This window comes from Oceanobacillus arenosus (assembly GCF_003369575.1).
GTDB lineage: Bacteria > Bacillota > Bacilli > Bacillales > Amphibacillaceae > Oceanobacillus > Oceanobacillus arenosus.
The window spans coordinates 1-23,065 of record NZ_PIOC01000003.1; the positions used below are offsets into that span (position 1 = coordinate 1).

Here is a 23,065-nt window from a genome sequence, read left to right on the forward strand (position 1 = left end):
ATTTTTACTCATCCCATATTCCCCCTATAATGTCTGATATGACGTATTTTTATTATATCCTATTGTCCATTATAAGGGGGTTAAGCACTGGCACTTCCCGAGTTTTGTCGATATTTGCGGTTTAGCTGTTAAGGAATGCGTTTATCCAGTCTTGAATCACTCTAAAATACCTAGAGGTTCAAATAGAATGGCTTACTAAGCTTATCTCCCTAAGATATATCATCCTATTTCCAACTCATCTCAGGATTCTTTACTTAATAACTTATTTATTTTGTTTATAAAATTGCATTTTAGGTTATAAAGATAATATACACAAAAAAGGAGAGAACAAACATGGGATTTTTATGGAGTTTAATTATTGGTGGAATATTAGGATGGATCGGTAGTCTAATTGCTGGAAAGGATATACCAGGTGGCATTATAGGTAATATTATTGCTGGGTTTATCGGCGCTTGGATTGGCTCATCACTACTTGGAAACTGGGGACCTGAGATTGGCGGGTTTTATATTATTCCGGCGTTGATTGGCGCAATTGTACTTATTTTTGTCGTAAGTCTAATTATGAGAGCAATGAGAAAAAATTGATTTGATATTAAAAAGACAGCCCGTTTACATGAAACACAGAGAGCCATTTCCGTTTTTTCGAAATGGCTCTTTATTTGGATTAATAATATTTCTCAGGTTATTATTTTGACAAAACTAAAACTGGAACTAGTCTAATATTAAGACTGTGCCTTTCTAGCTTCTAACTCATCGTACATATCATCTGTTTTTTTATCCAGATCAAATATTAACCACACACCAATGATGATTAACACAAAAGCAACAATCGGCATTCTTGTATATAATCGCAGAACCGATTTCCTGCTCGCTATCGTTAGATCGGCTGAAAAGCTTTCTAAAATGCAAGACACTGCACAAAAATATTTAAAAATGCACTCCGAACGATTATATGGTTTTGAATTTAAAACAGTAAATGATGGGTTAAGGTATGTCGTCTTTTATCGATACATTTAATAAAATTGAAAATAAATCATAATTCCCCAGGAAATATTTAGCAAAATTAATCAATTATTGTCATCCAAGCCCTATTCTTTCTCCATGAAACTTCCAATGGAGTATCAAAGAAATGCGAAAGATTTTCGCTTGTTAAAACATCCTTGCTTCTTCCTTGATTAAATACAGTCCCATTACGAAGCAATAAGGTGTTCGTAAAGATTGGGAGAATTTCTTCAATATGATGGGTGACCAAAATGATGGTCGGTGCATCTTCTTGGGTGACTAGCTGTTGGATTTCAGCTAATAATCCTTCTCTAGAAATAAAATCCAATCCATTTGTTGGTTCGTCTAATATGAGTAATTCTGGTGATGCCATTAAACCTCTAGCAATTAGTAACTTTTGCTTCTCCCCTTGTGAGCATGTTTGATACATTCTTTCCATTAGGTGGCTGCATCCAAGCTGTTCCATCAATTGCCCTGCACGCTTGAAATCCTCTGCTTTAGGCTCATCATACAGGCCGATTGAGGCATACTTTCCACTGACAACAATATTCGAGCCATACTCTCGTCCATTGATTTTTTCCTGTAATGAAGAACTTACCCAGCCAATCGATTTACGCAATTCACGAATATCGGTTTTACCAAAGGGCTGATCCAATATACATACATGCCCCGTCGTTGGCCAAATATAGCCATTAATCATATTTAGCAGTGTCGTCTTACCGGAACCATTTAGACCAAGTACAGCCCAATGCTCCCCTCGCTTAACCTGCCAATTAATATCAGAAAGAATCATTTTTCCATCTCTCTGCCAATCCACATTCTGTATATTAATTACTTTATCCAATCTACTCACCTCTTAATCTGTATCGACTAAACATATTAATCTTATTATTTCATCTATTTTAACAGTTTGTGAAAGAATTGGAAATGATGTGTTTTGTAACTTTTCAATAATAGCAAAGAACAAAAGCTTAAAGCTAGTTTGAGCTGTGTACGGAGGTGAGGGAAGTCTCGCTACAGCTTTAGCGCTGGAGCTGGACGTGGCTTCTATTGTCTAGAGAATTAAAACAGGAATTTTTTTGTACTTTCCTGTTCCATGAGAAAAAACTTCGCAATATCAATATGCAGCAAAATTAATCTTTCACATGTTGCATAAATTCCCAATAATTTAGAAGAATGCCTCTATTCCCCCGAGTGTTTAATATGAATCACTAAGGAAAAGTAGAGGCATATCTAATTCTTCAATCAGTGGAGGTTCTTGTTTGTAATTGATGCTTAGGCATGTAAATTTGATAAGCTTCGGGGAGTGACAGAGAACAACCCTAAGCTAAAATCTACACCAACTTACCTGGATTCAATCGATTATCTGGGTCGATTGCATTTTTTACTTTTCGCATTAAGTCTAGTTCAACTGGGTCGATCATTTTTTCAAGATAAGCTTTTTTAACAATACCAATCCCATGTTCTGCCGATGGTAAGCCACCGAGTGCCGCAACTTTTTTATATAAATCAGCTAAAAACGCTTCCCTTCTAACAAGCCATGCTGCGTGATCCAAATCCTCCTTCATCAGAACCGTATGGATATTTCCGTCCCCAGCATGACCGAAGTTTATGACGCGAATGCCATGCTTTTCTTCGAGTTCTTTCGTGTAACCTATCATTTCTGCAAAACGGTTAATTGGCACAACTTCATCAAGCATCTCAAATTCGGTAAATTCCATTAGAGCAACTAAAATCGTATCACGCAATTTCCATGCTTGTTTTTCCTGCTCCGCATTTAAAGACAGCGTCGCGATTGCCTTGTCTTGCAAAAGCTGTTTCACAGCCTGGACGCTTTTTGTAATCGATTCCATTTCATTGCCATCTAATGTCGTTAAAATATATGCATCACCAGATTGAATCGGCAGATTTTGTTTCATGAATTTTTCACTATATGCAATTGTTCCTCTTTCAAAAAGCTCTAATGCTGTCGGTTCGATTCCATTAGCTAAAATCGTTAAAACACCATCCGTGGCATTTGTTACAGAATCAAATGCCAGTAGGACGGACTTCTTGTATTTCGGTAGTGGCAGGACTTTTAGCTTAATCTTCGTGATAATCCCAAGCGTCCCTTCTGAGCCAATGAGGAGATTTTTCAAATCATAGCCAGAGCTGCTTTTTATATTTAAGCTTCCTAATTCAACGGTTTCTCCGGTTGGCAGGACAACCTCGATTGCCCGGACATAGTCACGTGTTGTTCCATATTTCACAGCGCGCATTCCGCCTGCATTTGTTGCAACATTTCCACCAATTGTCGAATGCTTCGAACCTGGATCTGGCGGATAAAAATACCCACGGCTCTCAACATATTCCTGAATCTCAGATAGAGGGACACCTGGTTCGACGGTAAGCGTCATCGTCGCCTCATCTAAACCAATAATCTGCTTCATTTGACTGACATCAATTATCAGTTCATCGCCATGAATTGGAACCTGTGCACCTGCAACTCCTGTCCCTGCACCACGAGCAATGATTTTCAAATCCTGTTCGATTGCATAGTTCACTAGCATCACGACCTCATCTGTCGTTTTTGCCAATGCAACTGCCTGCACCTCAGCTACATCTGCAACATACGTATCCTTTTTATACACATCTGAAATCTGGTCGCCTTGGAGTAATCTTTCAGGATCGTTGATGATTGTTTGTAAAGACATGATCATTCCTCCCCCATATTTTGTGAAAACGGAATCATACCCTTATTATATATCTTCAACTAAAATTTGCATCATAGATAGCAGTTCTACCTTCAATCCTTCTCCACAAGCTCATAAGCATGTAGCCAATACCCTATCAGCTTTACCCATTCATAGAAAATCGTCTGAAGTTCCCACTTTTTCATGAAAAAGCCGCTTCTCAAGTATGGTGCAGCAACAAATGTAAGCTCAATCCCTGTATTTTTATATACTTGACTGAAAATATATTTCGTTCTTCGCATATGAAAATCAGATGAAACGATGATTGCCGATGTTAATTGCCTTTCTTTCATTAGCTCTAGTGTATAGAGCGCATTCGTATGTGTTGTCGTTGCTCTTTTCTCAGGAATTAATTTGTCCTCTGGTATGCCGAACGCCACCGCTTCCCGAATTGTTGTCCTTCCATCATTGGAATTGGAAAGCATCATCTGATCTGCATCGCCTCTATTAAATAATGCAACACCTTTTGCTAACCTTCCCGGACCACCACTTAAAATAATTACCACATCTGCCTTTTTCGGCTTTTCATTCACGATTAGAAATTTCTTGGCTAACACCAGCAAAAGCAGAATGCCAAATAATATGGAAATGGTGTAGCTTAATCTTTTTATCATACTCAAGTGAAACAACGCTCCCTGTTACTTTAAAATTCATTGATGATTATGCCAATCATACCATAGGATAGGAACAAAAACTTAAAGCTAGTTTGAGCTGTGTACGGACTGCGCTCCACAGGATGTGGGGTGGGGTGGTTCAGTGTTGCGACAGGTCGTCGTGTCTTTAACTGAACTTCCTCTTAAATCTCATGTTGACTTATCGTACGGAGGTGAGGGAAGTCTCGCTACAGCTTTAGCGCTGGAGTTGGACGTGGCTATTCTCAGTAATTAAGCTATCTACAGCAACCAATTTTATAGTTTCCTAAGCAATGAAAAAATAGAAAGGATTGAATCAAATAATAATCAGATTCCCTTCAAATTAATTGTTCCCGTAACCTATCATTCATTTTCACCCTTTTTATTAAATGAGCTTTGTTATGATGGTATTCAGACTTTACCGTAACACCATTCTTACAACCAACCCCAACGATATCCCAAACAACATCGACAGCAACGTTCCTAACAGAAAATACTCGGCAAAATCTCGATCCTCCATCTGTTTAAATCTAGCAATCGATTTGGCTGTTATGATAAATGCAATCGCAGGATAAGCGGAATAATAGGTTAAGATCAACACTAGTAATCTTTCAATATAGCCGATGGTCCTGCCACGATTATATCGATTATTAAGAAGCAAATAATGATATTCCTCGTTTACCCCTCTAGCTAGTTCTGGGAGTTTACCTGACCTATCATCAAGCGATTCAGATTTGAATGTAATTTTCCCTTCAAAAGTAGTAATGTTAATCAAAGGATTACCTAGCATTTTCGCAATAATATGACCACTAATGGAAGTAGCAGCTATGATGATCACAGCTAAAAACAATAGATTATTCGTTAGGCTTAGTGAAACTCCTGTCTGGAATGATGTAATTACATTTTCAAATACCAAATGAAACGGTAGATTGAAAAACAAATGACAGGTAATCATCAGCACAATAATATGGAGGATCTGATCAAATAGGAATAATTTAAGGTCATGATAGCTCCCCAAGAAATCCTTTACTCGCTGTGACTTCCCCATTTTTATTTTCATTAAATCAATAAGGTAATGCGTCATTAATATGATGATAAGCGGGAAAAATACATGCTTGAAGACTCCTTGATATTGATAATTTCTCCCCCAAATAAATAGCAACGCAATTAGAAGACAAATTACATGATGCATCATGTGTAAGCGTAAGTACTTTTCTTTATTATTTACCATTCGATCCTTTTGTAGGTAAAAATCTGCGATGAAGTGAGCAAGCATTAAGCTTAGTAATGCCATGATTGTCCTCCATTCTAAAAATACTGTCTTTACTAATTCTTTTCCGAAAGCAATGTATCGATATGATGATTTAGGTACTTTCGAATACTTGTCTCAAGCTGTTCATGAATTTTACTTGGATTCTGATGTGTCGTCGATTGAAAAGTAAACATTTGAATGGAATTTATTGCTTCATATATCCGTTTAAAGTTCTTAATTATTTCCTTTCCATTTCCACGATTAATGTGACTGGATATTGTCGCACTTGTTTTATCTAAATAAACCGCAATTTTCTTTTGCTGCATAAAGATAAGGTATAAATCTGTAATTAATTCCTGTAATCTAGTTTGTTTCATGAAAAAGATATGTTGGTTTTCTAGCAATGTGTTAATTAGGGATTCAATCGTTGATAGAGGCTGATTTTTAGGATTCATTATGGTCGCGTGGATCGATCTTGAGTTTTGGGCCGGGCTCAATAAATGCTCATTTTGGTTTGAATTGTCTAGTTTGAATTTAAATTTCTCCCGATTGTCTGTTGCTAGTTTCAATTCATTATTTGCCATCCTAGCTTGCTTTACTAAAGGATGGATCCACGTTTCAATCTCAATATCCATCACTCGCTTGTTGATGTTGCCAAATGTTAAGCCAAAATAAGGCTTATGCTCGCTAAATTTCCAAATTCTGCTTATGTAAAATGCGATCGTGTATGCGGTTGAAAAGTTCTCACTAATAAGGAAGAGTTCATCTCCCTGGCGATGGGAAATTTTAAGATTTACTACATCTTCCGACCAGATTTTCACCATATTCACGACTTCTTTTAAATATAATTCTAATTCCTCTCCGACCTTGCCGTCTGTTGAGCTGCTTGTTATATCCATAATAAAAATCGATATCGGATTTTCCACTTTATTCCCCCTGGCTAATTTTTTGCATCTTTAATATGGAGTATAGCATAAAAGTTCGATGAAAGTGTCTAACATATACGAAATTAGATGAATTAATCTAATTTAATATATGTTAGACAAAATGACCAAACTATCATCCAGATATATTTAAGGAGTGCCAGGCACCGTATAAAGTGAGACTTCATTAAGTGGGGGGCTTACAGCAAATTAATTCGGGATAAATTACAGCACCTTATCGAATACATTGCTCTTCTTCACTCCTACCGATTCCACAAATCGGCCGATCCGGTTCATTGCTTCCTGAAGTTGCTCAATGGAAGCAGCATAGGAGCATCTGATATATCCTTCTCCAGAATCTCCAAAGGCATTTCCCGGTACGACAGCCACTTTCTCCTGTAATAACAGTCCTTCGGCGAACGCATCTGAGCTCAGTCCTGTCTTCTGTATCGAGGGAAACACATAGAACGCTCCACCAGGTGTATGGCAGTCCAAACCAATATTATTCAATGATTGGACAATAAAGTTTCTTCTTCTCCGATAACTCCTTTGCATCTTTTCTACATGCTCAGAACTATTGCGTAACGCTTCGATCGCACCACGCTGTAACATATGTGGTGCACACATTGTTGTATATTGATAAATTTTGATCATAACTTCTACAAGCTCGCTTGGGGCTGCTAGAAATCCTAAACGCCAGCCTGTCATTGCGAATCCCTTCGAAAAACCATTAATCAAAATCGTTCTTTCGTACATTCCCGGAATCGAGGCAATGCTTGTATATTCTTCGTCATACGTTAATTCTGCATAAATTTCATCTGAAACAACAAGTAAGTCATGTTTTTGGACGATCTTTGCAATGTCCATGAGTTCGTCCTTGTTCAAGTAAGTACCGGTTGGATTATTTGGTGAGCATAATAAAATCGCTTTTGTTCGATCCGTTATCGCGGCTTCGATTTGTTCCGGTGTCACTTTAAAGCCATTTTCGACTTTTGCGGCAATTCTAATTGGAGTGCCCCCAGCCATTGTCACCAGCGCTGCATAGGAAACGAAGGCCGGTTCAATAATAAGGACTTCATCCCCTTGATTAAGCAACGCTCGAAAAGCTAAATCAAGTGACTGACTGGCACCCACAGTAACAATCACTTGATCTTCTGGCCGGTAATTAACGTAAAACTTTCGATTTAAATAAGCAGAAATCTCTTGACGCAGTTCTAATAATCCAGCATTTGCCGTATAGGAAGTATATCCATCCTTCAATGCTTCTATTGAAGATTCGCGAATATTCCATGGGGTAATAAAATCAGGTTCCCCAACCCCTAAGGAAATAACGCCTTCCATACTAGCTGCTAAGTCAAAAAACTTTCGGATGCCAGAAGGTGCGAGATCGATTGCAGTCTTAGAAAGGTATTGTTGATAGTCTAGACTCATGGAGATACCACCATTCTGCGATCTTTACCTTCATTTCCTTCAATAATAACGCCATCATGCTTATATTTTTTCAACATAAAATGGGTTGTTGTTGAAATAACATTTTCTATCGTAGCTAATTTATTGGACACGAATAATGCAATTTCTTTTAGCGTTTTTCCTTCGACCGTTACAGATAAATCATATGTGCCAGACATAAGATACAGTGATCTAACCTCATCGTAAAGATAAATTCGTTCCGCTAGCTCATCAAATCCAACCCCACGCTGTGGTGTCACTTTCACATCAATCATTGCTACTATCGTTTCTTTTCCTGCTATTTTATTCCAATCAATTAGGGTAGGATAGCTTACAATCACGTTTTCCTTTTCCAATTTATCCAGCAGCTGTTGGACATGTTTCACACTTGTTCCAAGCTGCATGGCAATCGATTCATTCGATACTTTATGATTTTCTTCAAGGATTGCTAATAATTCTAATTCTTCATTCGTCAGTTTCATCATTGTCCTCCAATCGGGTCGCCTGAACTTCAGTTTATTACGTTTACAAGATTTCGTATAGCCATTTTTTTCGGAATGGAAGCACTGCAGTTATGGCTAACAGGACATCTGGTCAGAAGACTTCTCCCAGCACGTTGCTGTTTATTTAGAAATCAAGTATTTTAACCATTATACTACTAGTTTTGCCATTTTTTAAGTTAATAAAGTTCAGCTTGTAGTAAAAATTCCTATATTTTGATTTTTGGACATGATGCACTGCCAGATTGGCACTCCCCTAGGCACCTAAACAAGCAATACTACTTTGCCTTGCAGATGTTCTTCATCAAAATAGCGGTATGCATCTGGTGCTTCGCTTAGTTTAAAAATTTTATCAATAATGGCCTTGACTTTTCCGTCCTCAATTAGTTCCCTTACTACTTCAAGATCTTTTTTATTAGGACTTTGCATAAAGGAGCTTATTTTCTTATTACCACAGATTTCAAACAATGGTCCAAGCAACATTGTTTGAAATAATTGCGAACCTCCGCCGCCAATGTTTACAAAGATGCCTTCATTATTCAATTTTCGTTTATACGTTAAAATAGACCGCGATCCATTTACACCGATTATGAGATCATAATTCTGTTCCTGTTCTGCAAAATCTTCCTTCGTATAATCAATCGTATGGTCAGCACCTAAAGATTGAGCAAGGTTTACATTCCTTGTACTGACAACCGCAGTTACTTCAGCGCCGAGTGCTTTGGCGATTTGCACTGCAAATGTTCCTACTCCACCCGATGCACCATGTATCAACACCTTTTGCCCTGCCTTTAATTTCCCCTTATCCCGAATCGCCTGCAATGCCGTAACAGCTGCCATCGGTACTGCGGCAGCCTCCTCAAAAGATAGGTTCAGTGGTTTTCGAGCGATTGCCTTTTCCGGGACAGCTGCATATTCTGCAAATGCACCCCATCCAGAGCTCGATAGATCACCAAATACCTCATCACCAGGTTGAAATTGGCTTATATTTCTCCCAACTGCTTCCACTGTCCCTGCTATATCTCCACCCGGTATTGTATATTTCGGTTTTCGAATACCATACACGAGTCGGGCTAATAATGGATTACCTTTCAATAGAACCAGATTTCCATAATTAATGGATGCAGCTTGAACTTTTACCAGTACTTCATTATCCTCGGGTTTTGGGTTTTCAATCTCATTAAATTGAAGCGTATCTGGTGAACCATACTCACTTGAAATAATCGCTTTCATACGTATCCCCCTAAATTAATATTGAATATGATAGCTTCATTGTAATCGGGAAATATTAGTGCGGCATTGACTTAAGTTAAGAATGGCAACTAAACTCTTCGTTTATCTTGATTCATCCGTTTCTTAATTCTGCTTAATGACTCTGGTGTGATGCCCAAATAGCTTGCCAATTGATGCTGGGGAACGCGGGTGACTAAATCTGGCCGTTTACTCATAATAGACTTGTAGCGCTCTTCGGGGGTGGAACTAATGAATGCAGTGAATTCATTTTGAGCTTGGCCGAGGTAGATTTCCATCATTTGACGTGTCATCGTTTCCAGTTCAGAATACTGGTTATACATTTCCTTTTCCGTATCAAAATCTCCGACAACCATGATGGAATCCTCAAGACAGGTCAACGCATATTTCGATGATTGGCTAAGATCCTGAAAGGTAAAAGTTAAGATTGCCTGTTCCTCCGTATAGAAATTTGCTGTAACCTCTTTTCCAGATTCATCAATCGTATATTGTCTGACACAGCCCTGCAATACGAAATAGCATTTAATAGTAGGATCGTCGCCCTGCCTAATTAAATGGGTACCTTTTTTGTACTCCTCAATTAGAATTCCCTCAGAAATCTCCTGCTGTTGTTCTTCACTAAGCGTCGTAAAATTAGTCATGTACTTCAACAGTTTTTCCCTCACGCTATACCCCTTCCATCATTATCAATCAAGAAAACTTACTTTCATTCTACCTTGTTTAGTCTTCAATCAATTTCATCGTCTCTACAAGCTTATCAAATCGATCAATACGATATTCATAATCTGTTACTTCGCCGAATCCATATGCTGCGAAGATAAAAGGAATTCCTGCTTCTCTTGCAGCCTGCTGATCCCCAGCCGTATCACCAACGTAGACAGGATTTACTAGCTTATTCCTTTCTATTACTAGCTTAATATTTTCTCCCTTAGAAAGTCCGGTTCTGCCCGGGTTTTCATAATCAATAAAATACTTCTCCAAACCATGATAATGATAAAAAGCTTCAATATATCCATCCTGGCAATTGCTTACGATAAAAAGTTTATAGTGTCTGGATAGGATTTCTAATGTTAGCTCCACATTTTCATACAAAATTCCACCCTGTTTAATCAAGTAGCTATTTTCTAAATCACAACATGCATCAATAATCTCTGCTCGCATGCCCTTCTCCAATTCAGGTAAAAGCTTCTCACCTAATTTGTCAAAGGGAAGCCCCATCACCTGACGTAAATCATCTTTTGTAATTCTCTTACTGGTTTGTTTATTTTCGCTTATGACGTTGTTCCATGCATCTGCGATTGTATCTATTGAATCCCATAATGTTCCATCCAAGTCAAGAATAATACTATCCATATATATGCTCCTTAATTAAAAATCTGAATCCAAACGAAATAGTTTTGCATTTTATTTCGATGCCAGCTGCTCCTATATTCAATTAATCTACCATTTTTCGACAAAACTCGGGAAGTGCCAGGCACCGTACTCGATCTACAAGTGAAATTTCCTTGCAATTTTCTGTTTGATGCGCTCGGGCATGCCGTATTTAACATAAATCATGACTAATAATACTGGTAATAGTTGCAGTATCGTGACAATGAGCCAATTTAGAGGGTTTGTTTTATTTTGGTAATTATGAATAAAGAAGTTGATCCACATTGAAAGAATCACAATCGCCATAAAGAAATATCCGATCATATTAAAGCCTCTTACAGATAGTGCGCGAATAACACTCCAGTAACTGACACTTATCACCGTTGCCCCGGCAATAATTGGAAATGCTAATGGAAAAAACCACTCAAGCCTGCCATTGAAAATGTCCAGACCAAATAATAATACGAATGCATCCAGGCCGATGCCGATAATTACTTTATAAAAGCTTTGAACATAACCGAATGAAAAGTATAAAACGACCCAGCCAGCAAGAATACTTAAGTTACTATATCTTGACCATGTAAACATATCATTTAGCGAATAATCAATATAGAACACTAGACAAACAGCCACGAGTACTAATAAGGATAGGAAAATAAAAATTCGGTTTAGCACCCTTCTTAGATAAGCTGGATAAGGGTTCGCCGTTTTGGGGAATTTGCGGACGCTTACAATAGCTTCCCTTTCTTCATTTACTTTTGGAATGTGGAAACTGCATAGTGGGCATGGCTGGTTATCTCCCTCCACTTTTATTCCACACTTTGGACAATAGGCCATCTTAACTCTCCTCATCATTTGTTTCAATGGTCACTTCAATTCCAAGCTCACGAATATTGCGAAAAAACTCCCGCTCAAGCATTCGATCTTTCGATAAATTGCCAAAAGAAATATAGACATGCTGCTTATAGCTAATTAGCATTGCTTTCACTTTATTCCCGATACTTGGAGGTGGATAGCACTCTACTCTTTCGATAAACGGTTCCATTTCGCTTGGCACGCTTACAATGCCCAGATTGGACAAGCCACTTGTATATTGCCCCTCCCCAAAAAAGGAATAAATAGATGGAGCAACAATATCCTTAATCGGAGATGGCATCAATCGTAGGACCAAGAATTTCTCGCTGATGACACTTCGCTTAATATACTGTTTTAATTTTTTCGGTGTAAGTAAACGGCTGAATTCAATTTTTACCTCTTGAATAATTTCCTCAAATTCGTATTCACCAAGCCTAGCATCAATCGTTGGCGTTATACTTACGAAGAAATTCCGCATTGTATTCGTTTCAAAAAAGGAACGCATATTAACTGGGACGTTGATTACAATCGGCCGCTTTCGTCTCGAAGTCCTTTCTTGAATTTTTAACAGACTCTGGATATATACAGCGGTAAGCAAAATTGTAATCGAAACATCATATTCCTTTGCTCTTTTCTTTAACTCTTCCACACTAATAATACCAGTAACGATATGATAATACCCCTTTTTATCTAATTGAATTGGAAGTTTAAAGACATTACCAGACCGGGATCTCGGTGCTGGAATACTTTTATTATAAAACTTTCGGAAGGAATTTTCTGTTTCTAGTCGAAGCTGAGTATTACTGATTGTCTCTCGTTTTAGTGGCACCGACTCCTTCAAATGAAGGTATTGCTTCACGAGTTCATATAAAAACTTCAGCCCACCTGTACCATCCGTCATACTATGTGATAATTCCAATGAAATTCGGTTGTTAAAATAATAAACACGATACGGGAAAGAACCACGCTTCTTTATGGATAAACTCATACATGGATAATAAATTTCTTCTTCCACTTTTGGTATTTGCTTCGTTCCTTCAAAATAATACCAAAAGAACCCCTGCTTCAATTGAACCTTAAAAAATGGGAAACGTTCCAATGCAGATTCCAGTGCGCTTTGTAGCAGGACTGGGTCAATTGGAGTGGTGAGTGTTGCGGATAATCTAAATAAAGTGGTTGCCCTGGAGGAGATAATGGATGAATATAGTTTTCCAGCATTATCTAGTCGATACCACAGTTTGTCATCATTCATTATTCTCACCTCGTCCTCTCATTATTGAAAGGTAATTGTACCATATCGAAGGGGCAAAAAAATAGGCTGGTGCCACACTGATGCTTGTCAGATCAATTGTCGTTTTGTAACCGTTGATCTGTCACATTATGAGGTGGAGCTTTAACGAGGATGGAAATATAATTTCGCTGTTGTATCCGATCGGTTATTTCTCAATTATATCAAGCCATACAGACTGCGCCCATAGATCATAGGTTGTTTAGTGACGCCCTTAATTGAACCTCTTTGCAGTTGAGGGAAGATAAATAACGCGGGATAAATTTTATAGTTTTGTAAAACAAACAGGAGAAGTGCCGTAAACACTTCTCCTGTTAGGTTGACAGCTTGAGAGCCGCCCCTTTCCATATTTTATCTACATTATTCGACAAGACTCGGAAGTGACAGGCACCTAAAAGAACGCTGGCACCTTATCTTCCACAGCATTTTTTGTATTTTTTTCCGCTGCCGCATGGGCATGGGTCGTTTCTGCCTATTTTTATCTTTTTCTTTCCTGCTTCATGATTATGGTCTGATGCCGAATTTGGCAATGCTTGGTTACGATTTGAGCTTAACTCCATTGATGTATGGCCTTTAAGAATCCATTTCCTTGTATTATTCAACAAATGAACAAGCTGATCCATTAACACCTGAACCGTTTCCAATGACTGTAATTCAAGCACGCTTCCTAAATATTGCAAGATCTCATTTGAATTTTGATCATTCTTTACAGCATATTCGCATGCTTCCGCATAGGTTTCTGCCTGTTCCCGTTCAATATCATAATGGCTCATGATGAAGGAAACGAATTGTAAATAACTCTCATTCCGATCAACAAATTCCGGCTCACCAGCTGTAAGAAGCTCATTTTTAGTAAATGGATAATATGGCACATTGGCTCTGGACTGGTGTTCTTCTATTACTTTTTTAGAATCAGATACTCTACTATTTGAGTAGACTCCATTTTCAAACTGGAGGTCCACACGATAAGAGACGGCATCATAAATCACTTCAATATAATTAAGTGTGCTTAATGCCTCATTCGTATGTTTCTCCACCATTTCTTCCAACTGTGAAAGATCTAATGCCCCATAATAATACAATAAACCTCTTGTAAGCTTAATCCAATTGGTATTTCGTTTTATCGCTGAACGTACGCGTACATCTGTACCTATTAATAGTATTGATTCGACCAAGTCCATAGGTACTGCCAAAATATTTTTTTCATTAAATGTACCAGTAAAGACTAACCCACTGGCACGAAGATAATTGATTTGTTGAGAATCTAAATCCGGGGATTCGATATAGCCACCGTTCCGAGCGATTTTTAATAATAAATTGAAACGCTCGTAATCTAGTTGAAGGAAAAACGTCTTCATTAAACCAGGGATTTTTTCTTCTAGTAATGCACTTAATTCAGCCTTTTTCAAACTACTTGCATTCTTAATTCCCAAATATTTCCTTATATCATCTAATTCGGATTTTGTATATGTACGTAATCCTGCATGCAATGTAAGTGGAACACTGATTGGACTCCAATGTTTCTTATACTCCTTTTCATCGATATCACGTTGCATATCTTTTAGCCCCTCTTGCACACTGCTTGTTAATCCTTTATCTATTTTGTAACTCATAATATATTTCACTACCTTCCAACCATCTATTATACCAAACTTATGCCAGATACTTAAGTACGGATTTTATCCCGAATTAACTGGCTGTAAGACCCCCACTTCAAAAATTCGAGAAAAATCAAGAATTGTGAGTGGAGGATCAACAGAAAGTCAAAGTCCCGATTCTGTTCAACTAACATTAAGTGGGGGATGAAGAAAACCCCAAAATAATGAAGTTTCACTTTATTGATGATATCGTAGCGCCTGACAGCGATAATCCCAAGCACTTCTTAATTACATTATGATAAGATAGAGTATATTTATGGATCGTAAACTATTAATAATCCATATTAATCTCAAACGAACCAGTGGGCAAAATAAAGGAGGATTTGTAATGGATTTAGAGAATACATCAAAGCAAGAAAATAAGTTATATCAATTTCTATTAATCACTGGAATTATCGTGATTGTATTCAATTTGCGAGCTGCAATCACATCTGTCGGCCCTCTCCTCCGCTTCATTCGGGATGATGTTGGTTTATTCAATTGGAGTGCAGCACTTGTGACTAGTTTGCCGCTTATTGTATTTGCGATTATGTCACCAATTGCACCGAAAATTGGAAATCGCCTTTCGTATGAACGAACAATGCTATATGGATTAGTCGTCTTGTTCATCGGAATTAGTATTCGGTCTATAACAAATGTTAGCTTGCTTTTTGCTGGAACAATACTAGTCGGAGTTGGGATAGCAATATTAAATGTATTGCTTCCAGGTCTGATTAAGAATAAATTCCCATTAAAAGTAGGGCTGATGACAAGTGTTTATTCTACCTCAATGGGAATGTTTGCCGCTGCTGCTTCTGGACTAAGTATTCCATTAGCTAGTGGACTGAATCTTGGATAGCAACTTGCATTGCTTGCATGGACAATACCTGCGATCATCGGAATCATTATCTGGATCTACCTATCTAGTAAAAATCGAATAAGCAATCAAACAGATCTAAGATCTAATCGCTCTAGTGGAAAAGGAATACGGAAATCCCCACTTGCTTGGCAAATCGCAGGCTTCATGGGAATGCAGTCGTTTATATTCTATGTGACGATTTCCTGGCTTCCAGAAATTCTCTATTCTAGAGGATTAAGTTTGGATACTGCAGGCTGGATGCTGGCATTTACGCAGTTCATTGGCGTACCAATTAACTTTATCGTGCCGATTCTAGCAGGAAAAATGGCGTCACAGCGCAGTATTGCCGTTGCATTGCCTTTTATGACCCTTTGTGGATATGGCGGATTACTATTCAGTGATTCCTTTGCAATGATGATGTTTAGCATTATCCTAATTGGTTTTGGACTAGCTGGCACTTTCTCCCTTGCACTAGCATTTTTGGCAATTCGAGCAAAGAGTCCCGTGCAGGCCGCAGAGTTGTCTGGAATGGCGCAGTCCTTAGGCTATATTTTTGCAGCAATCGGTCCAATTCTCATCGGCTATTTATTTGACTTCACCAAAATGTGGACGGTATCATTAATTGCAATTATCATTATTTCCTTTTTAATCATGCTGTTTGGATTAGGTGCTGGAAGGAATAAGTATGTATTGGATTAGTGTGGGGTTATGATTTACTTGTTGTCATTCTTTATGTAGTCAGCATGCGTTTGGTGATGTTGTTCACTTTTTATAAGCTGAAGTTCAATCCTCTCAATTAAAAGACGGATCAATAATATCATTGTAAACGGATAATTTGTTTACAATGATATTAAACATCCAATTCTTATCATTTCCTAATCTATCTTTGAAAATTTTACTCCGTAATTTCTCGTATTTCCACACGCCTTCCCTGATTATTAGAAAGAATTGCTGCCTGATTAATTAATGTTAAATCCATCACATCTTTTTTCGTAATTACTGGTAAAGTATCTGACTGAATGGCTGTCACCCATTGCTCCATTGGTTTAGGGGCATCGATCCATTCTTCCTCTAACTTCACCCACTGATTATTACTGACATGAATACTATTCAGACTTGCTTCCCCATCTTTCAACATAAGCGTTCCCTCCGTTCCATACAGTTCTAATTGAAAAGGGCTGCCATGTGATAAGAATCCCGTTTCAATAATGCCAATTGCCCCTGAATGATATTCAACGACAACAGCTGCACTATCATCAACGTTCTCACTAACCTGTGGCTGGAGGCGGGCATATACTGCTTGTACCGGACCTGCTAGTCGATTCGTCAAATAGATTGGGTGTGCACCAAGATCTATAAGCGAACCACCACCCGTTTTCTCTTTATCATAAAATCTAGCAGGAAGCCATCCTTGCTCCGCATCCTCAGCTGCAACACCGCCATTATGTGCGAGTCGACAGCGTATCATGGTTAGTTCCCCAAGCCATCCTTTTTCAATTGCTTGATCGGCGTACAAATAATCACTTTCTGTCAAACGAGGCAATGATACCATCAATTTCACATGGTTTTCTTCCACACTATGATAGATTTCTTCACAATCTTCAATCGTAAATGCCAATACTTTTTCTGTAAAAATGTGTTTCTTATGGGCTGCGGCTGTCATAATGATGTCCTTATGCATATTTGTTGGTGTCGTCACAATCACAGCATCAATATTTTGGTTAGACATAACCGCTTCTAAATCGCTTTCAAATGGAACGCCGAGTTCATTAGCCCACCCGGCTCCCCGCTCTTGATCTTCATCCCAAACCTGAACAATGTTTATTTGTTCATTCTCCCTTGCTTCCCTTGCATAATCATCTGCATGGACATGCCATCTACTTAATAACGCGACATTAATCATATCCTTACCCCTTCCATTAATTAAAATATACTGCTTTCCCTGTTTTCGCAGATTCATAGATTGCTTCTAATATTTGAGTTACAACGAATGCCTCGGATGGTTTAACTGTCGGTTCCGTATCATTCAAAATACTCTCAATCCAGAGACGCGCTTCTAATTCTGCATCACTTTCTGCATCTCCATCATAAAAGGCAACACCATCCGCGCCTAGTTCAACATTGGTTGTATAGAGCTTACCGAAATTTTCCCCATTTATTCTTAGTCCATTCTTCATATCTGCTCCGCCTTCAGTACCACTCAGCGAGCATTTTGCTTCATCAACATCAAGCGAATTAATCGCCCAGCTTGATTCAAGTATAATGGTTGCTCCGTTTTCCATAGTTATAAATCCAAAGGCTGAGTCCTCCACCGTAAACTTCTCAGGATCCCACGGTCCCCATGCATTTGCAGCATCTTTTCGCTTACCAAGCTTGTGAAAGACAGACCCCATTACTGCCTTTGGTTTGTAGTTGCCCATCATCCAAAGAGTCAAATCCAGTGCATGTGTACCAATATCGATTAATGGTCCCCCACCTTGTTTCTCTTCATCTAGAAATACTCCCCAGGTTGGAACGGCACGTCTGCGAATCGCATGTGCTTTTGCAAAGTATATTTCTCCTAAATCACCCCGTCTGCTAACCTTATGTAGGTACTGACTGTCCGTCCGAAAGCGATTATTGTAACCGATTGTTAGTTTCTTTCCTGTTCTTTCAGCAGCTTCCACCATTCGTTTCGCTTCTTCTGATGTTTTCGCCATCGGTTTTTCACACATTACATGCTTACCCGATTCCAGTGCAGCAATAGATATTTCTGCATGTGAATTATTCGGTGTACAAACATGGATAACATCAATTGTAGTATCATCCAATAATTGTTTGTAATCGTTGTATACTTTAGCACCGGTTGCACCATATTCTTTGGCAGCCTTCTCCGCCCTTTCTATTTCAATATCACAAAAAGCAACAAGCTCGACTTGTTTTACCATTTTTAAGCTTGGTAGATGTTTCCCATTTGCAATACCTCCACATCCAATAATCGCTACGTTTAATTTTTCAGTCATTAGAATCATCCTCTATTTTTTATTTTTTAAAGCATTGTAACTATTAGAAAATGTGATTGTCAGCATGCCTTTTGGTGACAGCCTTAGTTGTACTTAAGAAAGTTTCTATACTTTCTTAATTTCTAACCGAACGTATCACACCACCTTTCAATCTGCACTAACTACAACCGTCAATTGTTACGTTTTCAGGGGGAGCTAACAATAGAGAAGTGCCTTAACACTCACTATTATAGCGTTTACATAGCATACCTACAATATCGTTTTTCCATCTTTTACTTAATTTGTTATTTATATACCATTCTGCATATGAATCTGCTTTTTGTATATGTTTTATGCTGTATAATATTGTGAACGCCACTATTTTCAGAAAAATAAGATTAATGAGGAAATCATAAAGTGAATGAAGTTTGCTCATTGGTCGGTTACAAAAATGTAAACACCTTTATCCGCACCTTCAAACAGCAAGAAGGAATACCACCAGGAGAGTTTTCTAAATTTCGTTGATATTCCTGATTTAACTAATAAATTCCTCAATCTACCCATATCCTGTTATATGAGCGCTTTTATCGAAGGAGAAGGTATACATGAGGAAAAGTCATAATTCAACCATCATACTTCTCGCTGCTTCTGTCATTATTTTGTTTATTGCCGTATTCATCCTTAGAACAACGCTGTTTTCTCCAAGTCGCCAGGCACGGTTGATTGTGAATGAATTTTATAGTTATGAGCAGGAGGCAAATTTCACCGATTCATGGGAATTATTGCATCCTCTCATGAAAGAGAGATGGAATAAAACAACTTATATAACGGATCGTGCGCATGTCTTTATGGGACATTTCGGTGTGGAGACGTTTGAATATACAGTCGAGGAAATTGAAAAATTAGATGAGTGGAAGATGGCAAAGGATTTACCAACTTTGAAGGGGGTTTATAAATTCAATGTGATTCAGAGTTATAAAGGAAAATATGGCAAATTTAACTTTTCACAGCTGGTTTATGTAGTGAATACCGAAGATTCCTGGAAGATTCTATGGGACTATAATTAAGGATGCCCAACACGTTTTAGGATGTGTTGGGTATTCCCTTTTCTAATTTTGATGCTTGTAGATTGGCATGCGCTAGTGGATCAAGGCTAAGAGCACCTCCATGAGCTGGAAGCCTTCAAGTCATCGGATATTGTGAACTTCGAGCACTACAGTTGTGAACATCTAACATTTCAATTGTGAACTCCAGCGACTTTACGGTGAACTTCGAGCACTTAATTGAGAGCACCTAACTTTTAACCTAAATCACTGTCTCTCAAGAAAACATCAGCTTTTCCGGATCGATAATATATTTACGTCCGCTCGACCTACCATATTTATCTAAATCCTCTTTTTGCAGTAGTCTTCTTACAGTATGCTCGGAATCTATTATTAAAAATTCTCTTGCTTGTCTATTATTTATCAAGTTGCTAACAAGCAATCCATAGTCTGCCAGTGCTTTTTTGTGCGCTGATGTTGATTTACATCCGCAAAATATACAAGTCCATCTCCCATAGCTCCAGTTCATCGGAATTGCCTCACATCTCGGACATATCACTCCCATCAGCAGTTCCTCATTCGCGATACCATATCTTTTCATAGCATTTGCTTTTTCTGGAACATGAGCATCGAGTAGTTGAGCTGTCAAATCAATTAATTGTTCCTCATTAAAACTAGGGGTTACATATTTACTGGCTAACTCCTCTATCTTGGATAATAATTTTTCCTTCCTTATCGTTATTTTCGGAATTGTTGAGTCGTTCGATCTATTTTTGAGGAGTGTTGAAGGGTTACTATAGACGACTATTTTTTCAATGGGAATTGGGGGAAACTCAAATTTCCTAATCCAATGAAGTAAACGTAAGTGCTGTAAGTTCACCTGATCAATAGGGTTGCTAAAAATGGTTTCATTATCACCACTTTTGCGAACCGATTGACCCATTTCATCAAAAGTAATGGTATCTCTTATGTTTTTCACTTCTATGATCAGAATGAAATTGGTGGATAAGATCAATAAATCAATTTGAAAGAAGCCGTTCGAGTCAGGTATTCTTATATAGTGGAAAATAAGGTATTGATGATACGGAAGAAAACTAAGAGGATATTGGAGTGATAATTCCCCATCGTACCCCGCTCGAATATTTCCGGCCTGTAATGTTATACTTTGCTTTTCCGGATGCATCGGCACTAATCTTTTGGCTAATGCCTCCATTTCCAGGATGTGTTTGGGAATTGTAAATGGTTTAATGAACAAGTAAATCCTGCCCTCCCTTTAAAATGTCTTCCTTAACTATTGTATTATTCCACCCTAGCATCATAAATTCCTGCTAATACAACAAAATTTGATAAACAAATGATTTCTATTTAATCGCAAGTTGTGAACTTGTGACAGTTAAGTTGTGAATATCGAGCGCTTGAGTTGTGAACATCTAGCACTACAGTTGTGAACTTCGAGCACTTAAAAGTAAACTTCTATCATTTGTGAAAACCTATCGCCGCACACCAAAAAAAAACGAATATGATAGGAAAACATCATATCCGTTTATTAGATTCTTAACCTCTTACGAATTAGTTGTCCATCCACCATCAACAACTAATTCTAATCCTGTTACGTATTTCGATTCATCTGATGCTAGAAATAAATACGCATTGGCAATATCCAAAGCTTCACCAGCATATGGCTTTAATGCCGCTTTCCCTGCGTAATTAGCACCCATTTCTTCTTGAGAATGAATTCCCACTTTTTCAGCTAAACCAGTAAATATAGCACCTGGATGAACAGAATTCACGCGGATATTGTCCTTTCCAAACCATTGTGCAGCATGTTTTGTTAATGAACGAACTGCGCCTTTCGATGCACTATAAGCAGCTCCTCCAGCATCGGCAACCCCACCAACGATTCCAGCAATGGAAGATGTATTAATAATCGAACCACCGCCATTTGCTTGCATATGTGGAATAACTGCCTTCATTCCTAACCATACACCAGTAGAGTTGATAGACATCACTTTATTCCAATCATCTAATTCTGCTTCTAAAATACCTTTTGCCATGTGAATACCAGCATTATTAATGAGAATATCAATTTTCCCATATTTTTCAATCGTCTTTTCAATTACTTCATTCCATGATTCTGGTTGGGATACATCTAAATGATATGCAATCGCATCCCCACTATTTGCAACTATTTCCTTCACTCTTTCATTTAAAACATCACCAACAACATCTGTTGCAACTACCTTTGCTCCTTCTTTCGCAAAAACTTGAGCACCAGCTAGGCCCATCCCACTTGCTGCACCTGTAATAATCGCAACTTTACCTTCTAATCTACTCATATCAAATTCTCCTTTTCTATGTTGATTTATTATTGTGCGCCTAACCCACCGTCGATAATGAATTCTGAACCTGTCGAATAGCTTGACTCATCAGAAGCCAGATATAATACTAAATTGGTAACTTCTTCAGGATCTCCTGCCCTTTTAAGTGGGAACATATTCTCTAGTTCATCGTTAATGAGCGCTTCCGTCATCGGCGTCCGGATGAATCCCGGGTGTACGGAATTTACACGAATCCCGTATTCACCAAGTTCGAGTGCTGCCGCTTTCGTCATTCCCCTTACAGCAAATTTAGAAGCAGTATACGCAACTTTTTTATTCGCCCCAATCATTCCAGCAAGTGAGGAAATATTTACAATTGATCCTCCACCAGCTTTTTTCATTGATGGCACAACATACTTCATTCCTAGGAATACCGATACCTGATTCACATCAATAACTTTCCGATATGTCTCTTCAGGATATTCCTCAAGGTCTATTTCTGGTATATCAATACCTGCATTGTTTACTAAAACATTAACCGGACCAAAAGTTGCTTCCGCTTTCTGAATGACATTTTCCCAGTCGGATGCACTTGATACATCATGCTTTAAAAATAAGATATTATTACCAATCTCACTTTCTAGTTTCCTGCCATCTTCTTCTAATATATCTGTAGCAACAACCTTTGCACCTTCCGCAACCAGCCTTCTAACATGGCTAGCACCCATACCTCTTGCTCCACCTGTCACAATCACTACTTTATCTTCTAATCTGTTCATTTTACTCCTCCTTTGTTACACCCACTAGTTGGATGAATCAGTGATACGATGATAAAATAGAACTACGTAGTATTGTTTGCGTTTACAATATGACGTTTGTCCTAAAGCTCATCATTAGTATAAATGCTTAGAAACTATTATCAATCATTAATAAATACTAAGTTGTATCGTTATGCAACACATGTATGCAGTC

Annotated in this window: 21 protein-coding genes and 1 pseudogene; 4 read left to right on the forward strand and 18 right to left on the reverse strand. The window is 38.2% G+C overall.

The features are described 5' to 3' along the window. The first annotated feature begins 333 nt into the window (after positions 1-333). Entirely contained in the window at positions 334-585 is a 252-nt protein-coding gene (locus CWR48_RS02430; RefSeq protein WP_115771457.1) for a GlsB/YeaQ/YmgE family stress response membrane protein, read from the forward strand. Positions 586-1,063: 478 nt separating this feature from the next. On the opposite strand, the gene CWR48_RS02435 is transcribed toward CWR48_RS02430, so the two are convergent. The 13 genes from CWR48_RS02435 to CWR48_RS02495 form a co-directional block, all read right to left on the reverse strand. Next, a complete protein-coding gene (locus CWR48_RS02435) occupies positions 1,064-1,846 on the reverse strand; it encodes an ABC transporter ATP-binding protein (protein ID WP_115771458.1) in 783 nt (260 codons plus the stop codon). Between the two features lie 490 nt (positions 1,847-2,336). Further along, the gene (locus tag CWR48_RS02440) at positions 2,337-3,695 is read right to left on the reverse strand and encodes an FAD-binding oxidoreductase (protein WP_115771459.1); all 1,359 of its coding nucleotides are present in this window, start codon (positions 3,693-3,695) and stop codon (positions 2,337-2,339) included. A gap of 92 nt (positions 3,696-3,787) precedes the next feature. Then, the gene (locus CWR48_RS02445; protein WP_245976705.1) at positions 3,788-4,348 is read right to left on the reverse strand and encodes a YdcF family protein; all 561 of its coding nucleotides are present in this window, start codon (positions 4,346-4,348) and stop codon (positions 3,788-3,790) included. A gap of 436 nt (positions 4,349-4,784) precedes the next feature. Beyond that, positions 4,785-5,660: a DUF3307 domain-containing protein gene (locus CWR48_RS02450; protein WP_115771461.1), complete on the reverse strand. Its 876-nt coding sequence runs from the start codon at positions 5,658-5,660 to the stop codon at positions 4,785-4,787. Positions 5,661-5,692: 32 nt separating this feature from the next. Next, positions 5,693-6,544, reverse strand: a complete 852-nt coding sequence (locus CWR48_RS02455; RefSeq protein ID WP_115771462.1) for a hypothetical protein — start codon at positions 6,542-6,544, stop codon at positions 5,693-5,695. Positions 6,545-6,766: 222 nt separating this feature from the next. Further along, entirely contained in the window at positions 6,767-7,972 is a 1,206-nt protein-coding gene (locus CWR48_RS02460; protein ID WP_115771463.1) for an aminotransferase, read from the reverse strand. Beyond that, positions 7,969-8,472, reverse strand: a complete 504-nt coding sequence (locus CWR48_RS02465; RefSeq protein WP_115771464.1) for an Lrp/AsnC family transcriptional regulator — start codon at positions 8,470-8,472, stop codon at positions 7,969-7,971. The genes CWR48_RS02460 and CWR48_RS02465 overlap by 4 nt, the downstream gene beginning before the upstream one ends. A gap of 282 nt (positions 8,473-8,754) precedes the next feature. After that, positions 8,755-9,723: an NAD(P)-dependent alcohol dehydrogenase gene (locus CWR48_RS02470; protein ID WP_115771465.1), complete on the reverse strand. Its 969-nt coding sequence runs from the start codon at positions 9,721-9,723 to the stop codon at positions 8,755-8,757. 89 nt (positions 9,724-9,812) lie between these two features. Next, on the reverse strand, positions 9,813-10,406 hold the full coding sequence (locus CWR48_RS02475) for a Crp/Fnr family transcriptional regulator (RefSeq protein WP_115771466.1): 594 nt from the start codon (positions 10,404-10,406) through the stop codon (positions 9,813-9,815). A 55-nt stretch (positions 10,407-10,461) separates the two neighbouring features. After that, the gene (locus CWR48_RS02480; protein WP_115771467.1) at positions 10,462-11,094 is read right to left on the reverse strand and encodes an HAD family hydrolase; all 633 of its coding nucleotides are present in this window, start codon (positions 11,092-11,094) and stop codon (positions 10,462-10,464) included. Between the two features lie 135 nt (positions 11,095-11,229). Further along, positions 11,230-11,949 carry a DUF6320 domain-containing protein gene (locus CWR48_RS02485; protein WP_115771468.1) on the reverse strand — a complete coding sequence of 240 codons (720 nt, stop codon included), beginning with the start codon at positions 11,947-11,949 and terminating at the stop codon, positions 11,230-11,232. Position 11,950: 1 nt separating this feature from the next. After that, positions 11,951-13,219 (reverse strand): alcohol acetyltransferase, encoded by a 1,269-nt coding sequence (locus CWR48_RS02490; protein ID WP_115771469.1) that lies wholly within the window; start codon positions 13,217-13,219, stop codon positions 11,951-11,953. 446 nt (positions 13,220-13,665) lie between these two features. After that, positions 13,666-14,868, reverse strand: coding sequence for a YecA family protein (locus CWR48_RS02495; RefSeq protein WP_115771470.1), 1,203 nt, complete (start codon positions 14,866-14,868; stop codon positions 13,666-13,668). Positions 14,869-15,241: 373 nt separating this feature from the next. Between CWR48_RS02495 and CWR48_RS02500 the strand changes: the two are divergent. Continuing rightward, positions 15,242-16,450 (forward strand): annotated as a pseudogene (locus CWR48_RS02500) (CynX/NimT family MFS transporter). A gap of 196 nt (positions 16,451-16,646) precedes the next feature. Here CWR48_RS02500 and CWR48_RS02505 read toward each other — a convergent pair. Continuing rightward, positions 16,647-17,654 carry a Gfo/Idh/MocA family protein gene (locus tag CWR48_RS02505; protein WP_115771658.1) on the reverse strand — a complete coding sequence of 336 codons (1,008 nt, stop codon included), beginning with the start codon at positions 17,652-17,654 and terminating at the stop codon, positions 16,647-16,649. 16 nt (positions 17,655-17,670) lie between these two features. Beyond that, complete coding sequence (locus tag CWR48_RS02510) at positions 17,671-18,753, reverse strand: Gfo/Idh/MocA family protein (protein ID WP_115771471.1); 1,083 nt, start codon at positions 18,751-18,753, stop codon at positions 17,671-17,673. 396 nt (positions 18,754-19,149) lie between these two features. Here CWR48_RS02510 and CWR48_RS21135 point away from each other — a divergent pair, with 396 nt between their 5' ends. Together CWR48_RS21135 and CWR48_RS02515 are read left to right on the forward strand one after the other, a co-directional pair. Next, positions 19,150-19,257 (forward strand): helix-turn-helix transcriptional regulator, encoded by a 108-nt coding sequence (locus tag CWR48_RS21135; protein ID WP_425453861.1) that lies wholly within the window; start codon positions 19,150-19,152, stop codon positions 19,255-19,257. 80 nt (positions 19,258-19,337) lie between these two features. Then, on the forward strand, positions 19,338-19,799 hold the full coding sequence (locus tag CWR48_RS02515) for a hypothetical protein (RefSeq protein ID WP_115771472.1): 462 nt from the start codon (positions 19,338-19,340) through the stop codon (positions 19,797-19,799). Between the two features lie 253 nt (positions 19,800-20,052). On the opposite strand, the gene CWR48_RS02520 is transcribed toward CWR48_RS02515, so the two are convergent. The 3 genes from CWR48_RS02520 to CWR48_RS02530 all read right to left on the reverse strand — a co-directional run bounded on the left by CWR48_RS02520 (position 20,053) and on the right by CWR48_RS02530 (position 22,872). Continuing rightward, a complete protein-coding gene (locus CWR48_RS02520) occupies positions 20,053-21,030 on the reverse strand; it encodes a nuclease-related domain-containing protein (protein WP_115771473.1) in 978 nt (325 codons plus the stop codon). Positions 21,031-21,337: 307 nt separating this feature from the next. Continuing rightward, positions 21,338-22,111 (reverse strand): SDR family NAD(P)-dependent oxidoreductase, encoded by a 774-nt coding sequence (locus CWR48_RS02525; protein ID WP_115771474.1) that lies wholly within the window; start codon positions 22,109-22,111, stop codon positions 21,338-21,340. Positions 22,112-22,140: 29 nt separating this feature from the next. Further along, the gene (locus CWR48_RS02530; protein WP_115771475.1) at positions 22,141-22,872 is read right to left on the reverse strand and encodes a glucose 1-dehydrogenase; all 732 of its coding nucleotides are present in this window, start codon (positions 22,870-22,872) and stop codon (positions 22,141-22,143) included. Between the last annotated feature and the right edge of the window lie 193 nt (positions 22,873-23,065).

Bases quoted from the DNA above. Each gene is read 5' to 3' on its own strand.
- CWR48_RS02430 (WP_115771457.1), top strand. From the start codon at position 334: ATGGGATTTTTATGGAGTTTAATTATTGGTGGAATATTAGGATGGATC.
- CWR48_RS02440 (WP_115771459.1), bottom strand. From the start codon at position 3,695: ATGTCTTTACAAACAATCATCAACGATCCTGAAAGATTACTCCAAGGC.
- CWR48_RS02445 (WP_245976705.1), bottom strand. From the start codon at position 4,348: ATGATAAAAAGATTAAGCTACACCATTTCCATATTATTTGGCATTCTG.
- CWR48_RS02450 (WP_115771461.1), bottom strand. From the start codon at position 5,660: ATGGCATTACTAAGCTTAATGCTTGCTCACTTCATCGCAGATTTTTAC.
- CWR48_RS02460 (WP_115771463.1), bottom strand. From the start codon at position 7,972: ATGAGTCTAGACTATCAACAATACCTTTCTAAGACTGCAATCGATCTC.
- CWR48_RS02465 (WP_115771464.1), bottom strand. From the start codon at position 8,472: ATGAAACTGACGAATGAAGAATTAGAATTATTAGCAATCCTTGAAGAA.
- CWR48_RS02470 (WP_115771465.1), bottom strand. From the start codon at position 9,723: ATGAAAGCGATTATTTCAAGTGAGTATGGTTCACCAGATACGCTTCAA.
- CWR48_RS02480 (WP_115771467.1), bottom strand. From the start codon at position 11,094: ATGGATAGTATTATTCTTGACTTGGATGGAACATTATGGGATTCAATA.
- CWR48_RS02485 (WP_115771468.1), bottom strand. From the start codon at position 11,949: ATGGCCTATTGTCCAAAGTGTGGAATAAAAGTGGAGGGAGATAACCAG.
- CWR48_RS02490 (WP_115771469.1), bottom strand. From the start codon at position 13,219: ATGAATGATGACAAACTGTGGTATCGACTAGATAATGCTGGAAAACTA.
- CWR48_RS02495 (WP_115771470.1), bottom strand. From the start codon at position 14,868: ATGAGTTACAAAATAGATAAAGGATTAACAAGCAGTGTGCAAGAGGGG.
- CWR48_RS02505 (WP_115771658.1), bottom strand. From the start codon at position 17,654: ATGATTAATGTCGCGTTATTAAGTAGATGGCATGTCCATGCAGATGAT.
- CWR48_RS02510 (WP_115771471.1), bottom strand. From the start codon at position 18,753: ATGACTGAAAAATTAAACGTAGCGATTATTGGATGTGGAGGTATTGCA.
- CWR48_RS02515 (WP_115771472.1), top strand. From the start codon at position 19,338: ATGAGGAAAAGTCATAATTCAACCATCATACTTCTCGCTGCTTCTGTC.
- CWR48_RS02525 (WP_115771474.1), bottom strand. From the start codon at position 22,111: ATGAGTAGATTAGAAGGTAAAGTTGCGATTATTACAGGTGCAGCAAGT.
- CWR48_RS02530 (WP_115771475.1), bottom strand. From the start codon at position 22,872: ATGAACAGATTAGAAGATAAAGTAGTGATTGTGACAGGTGGAGCAAGA.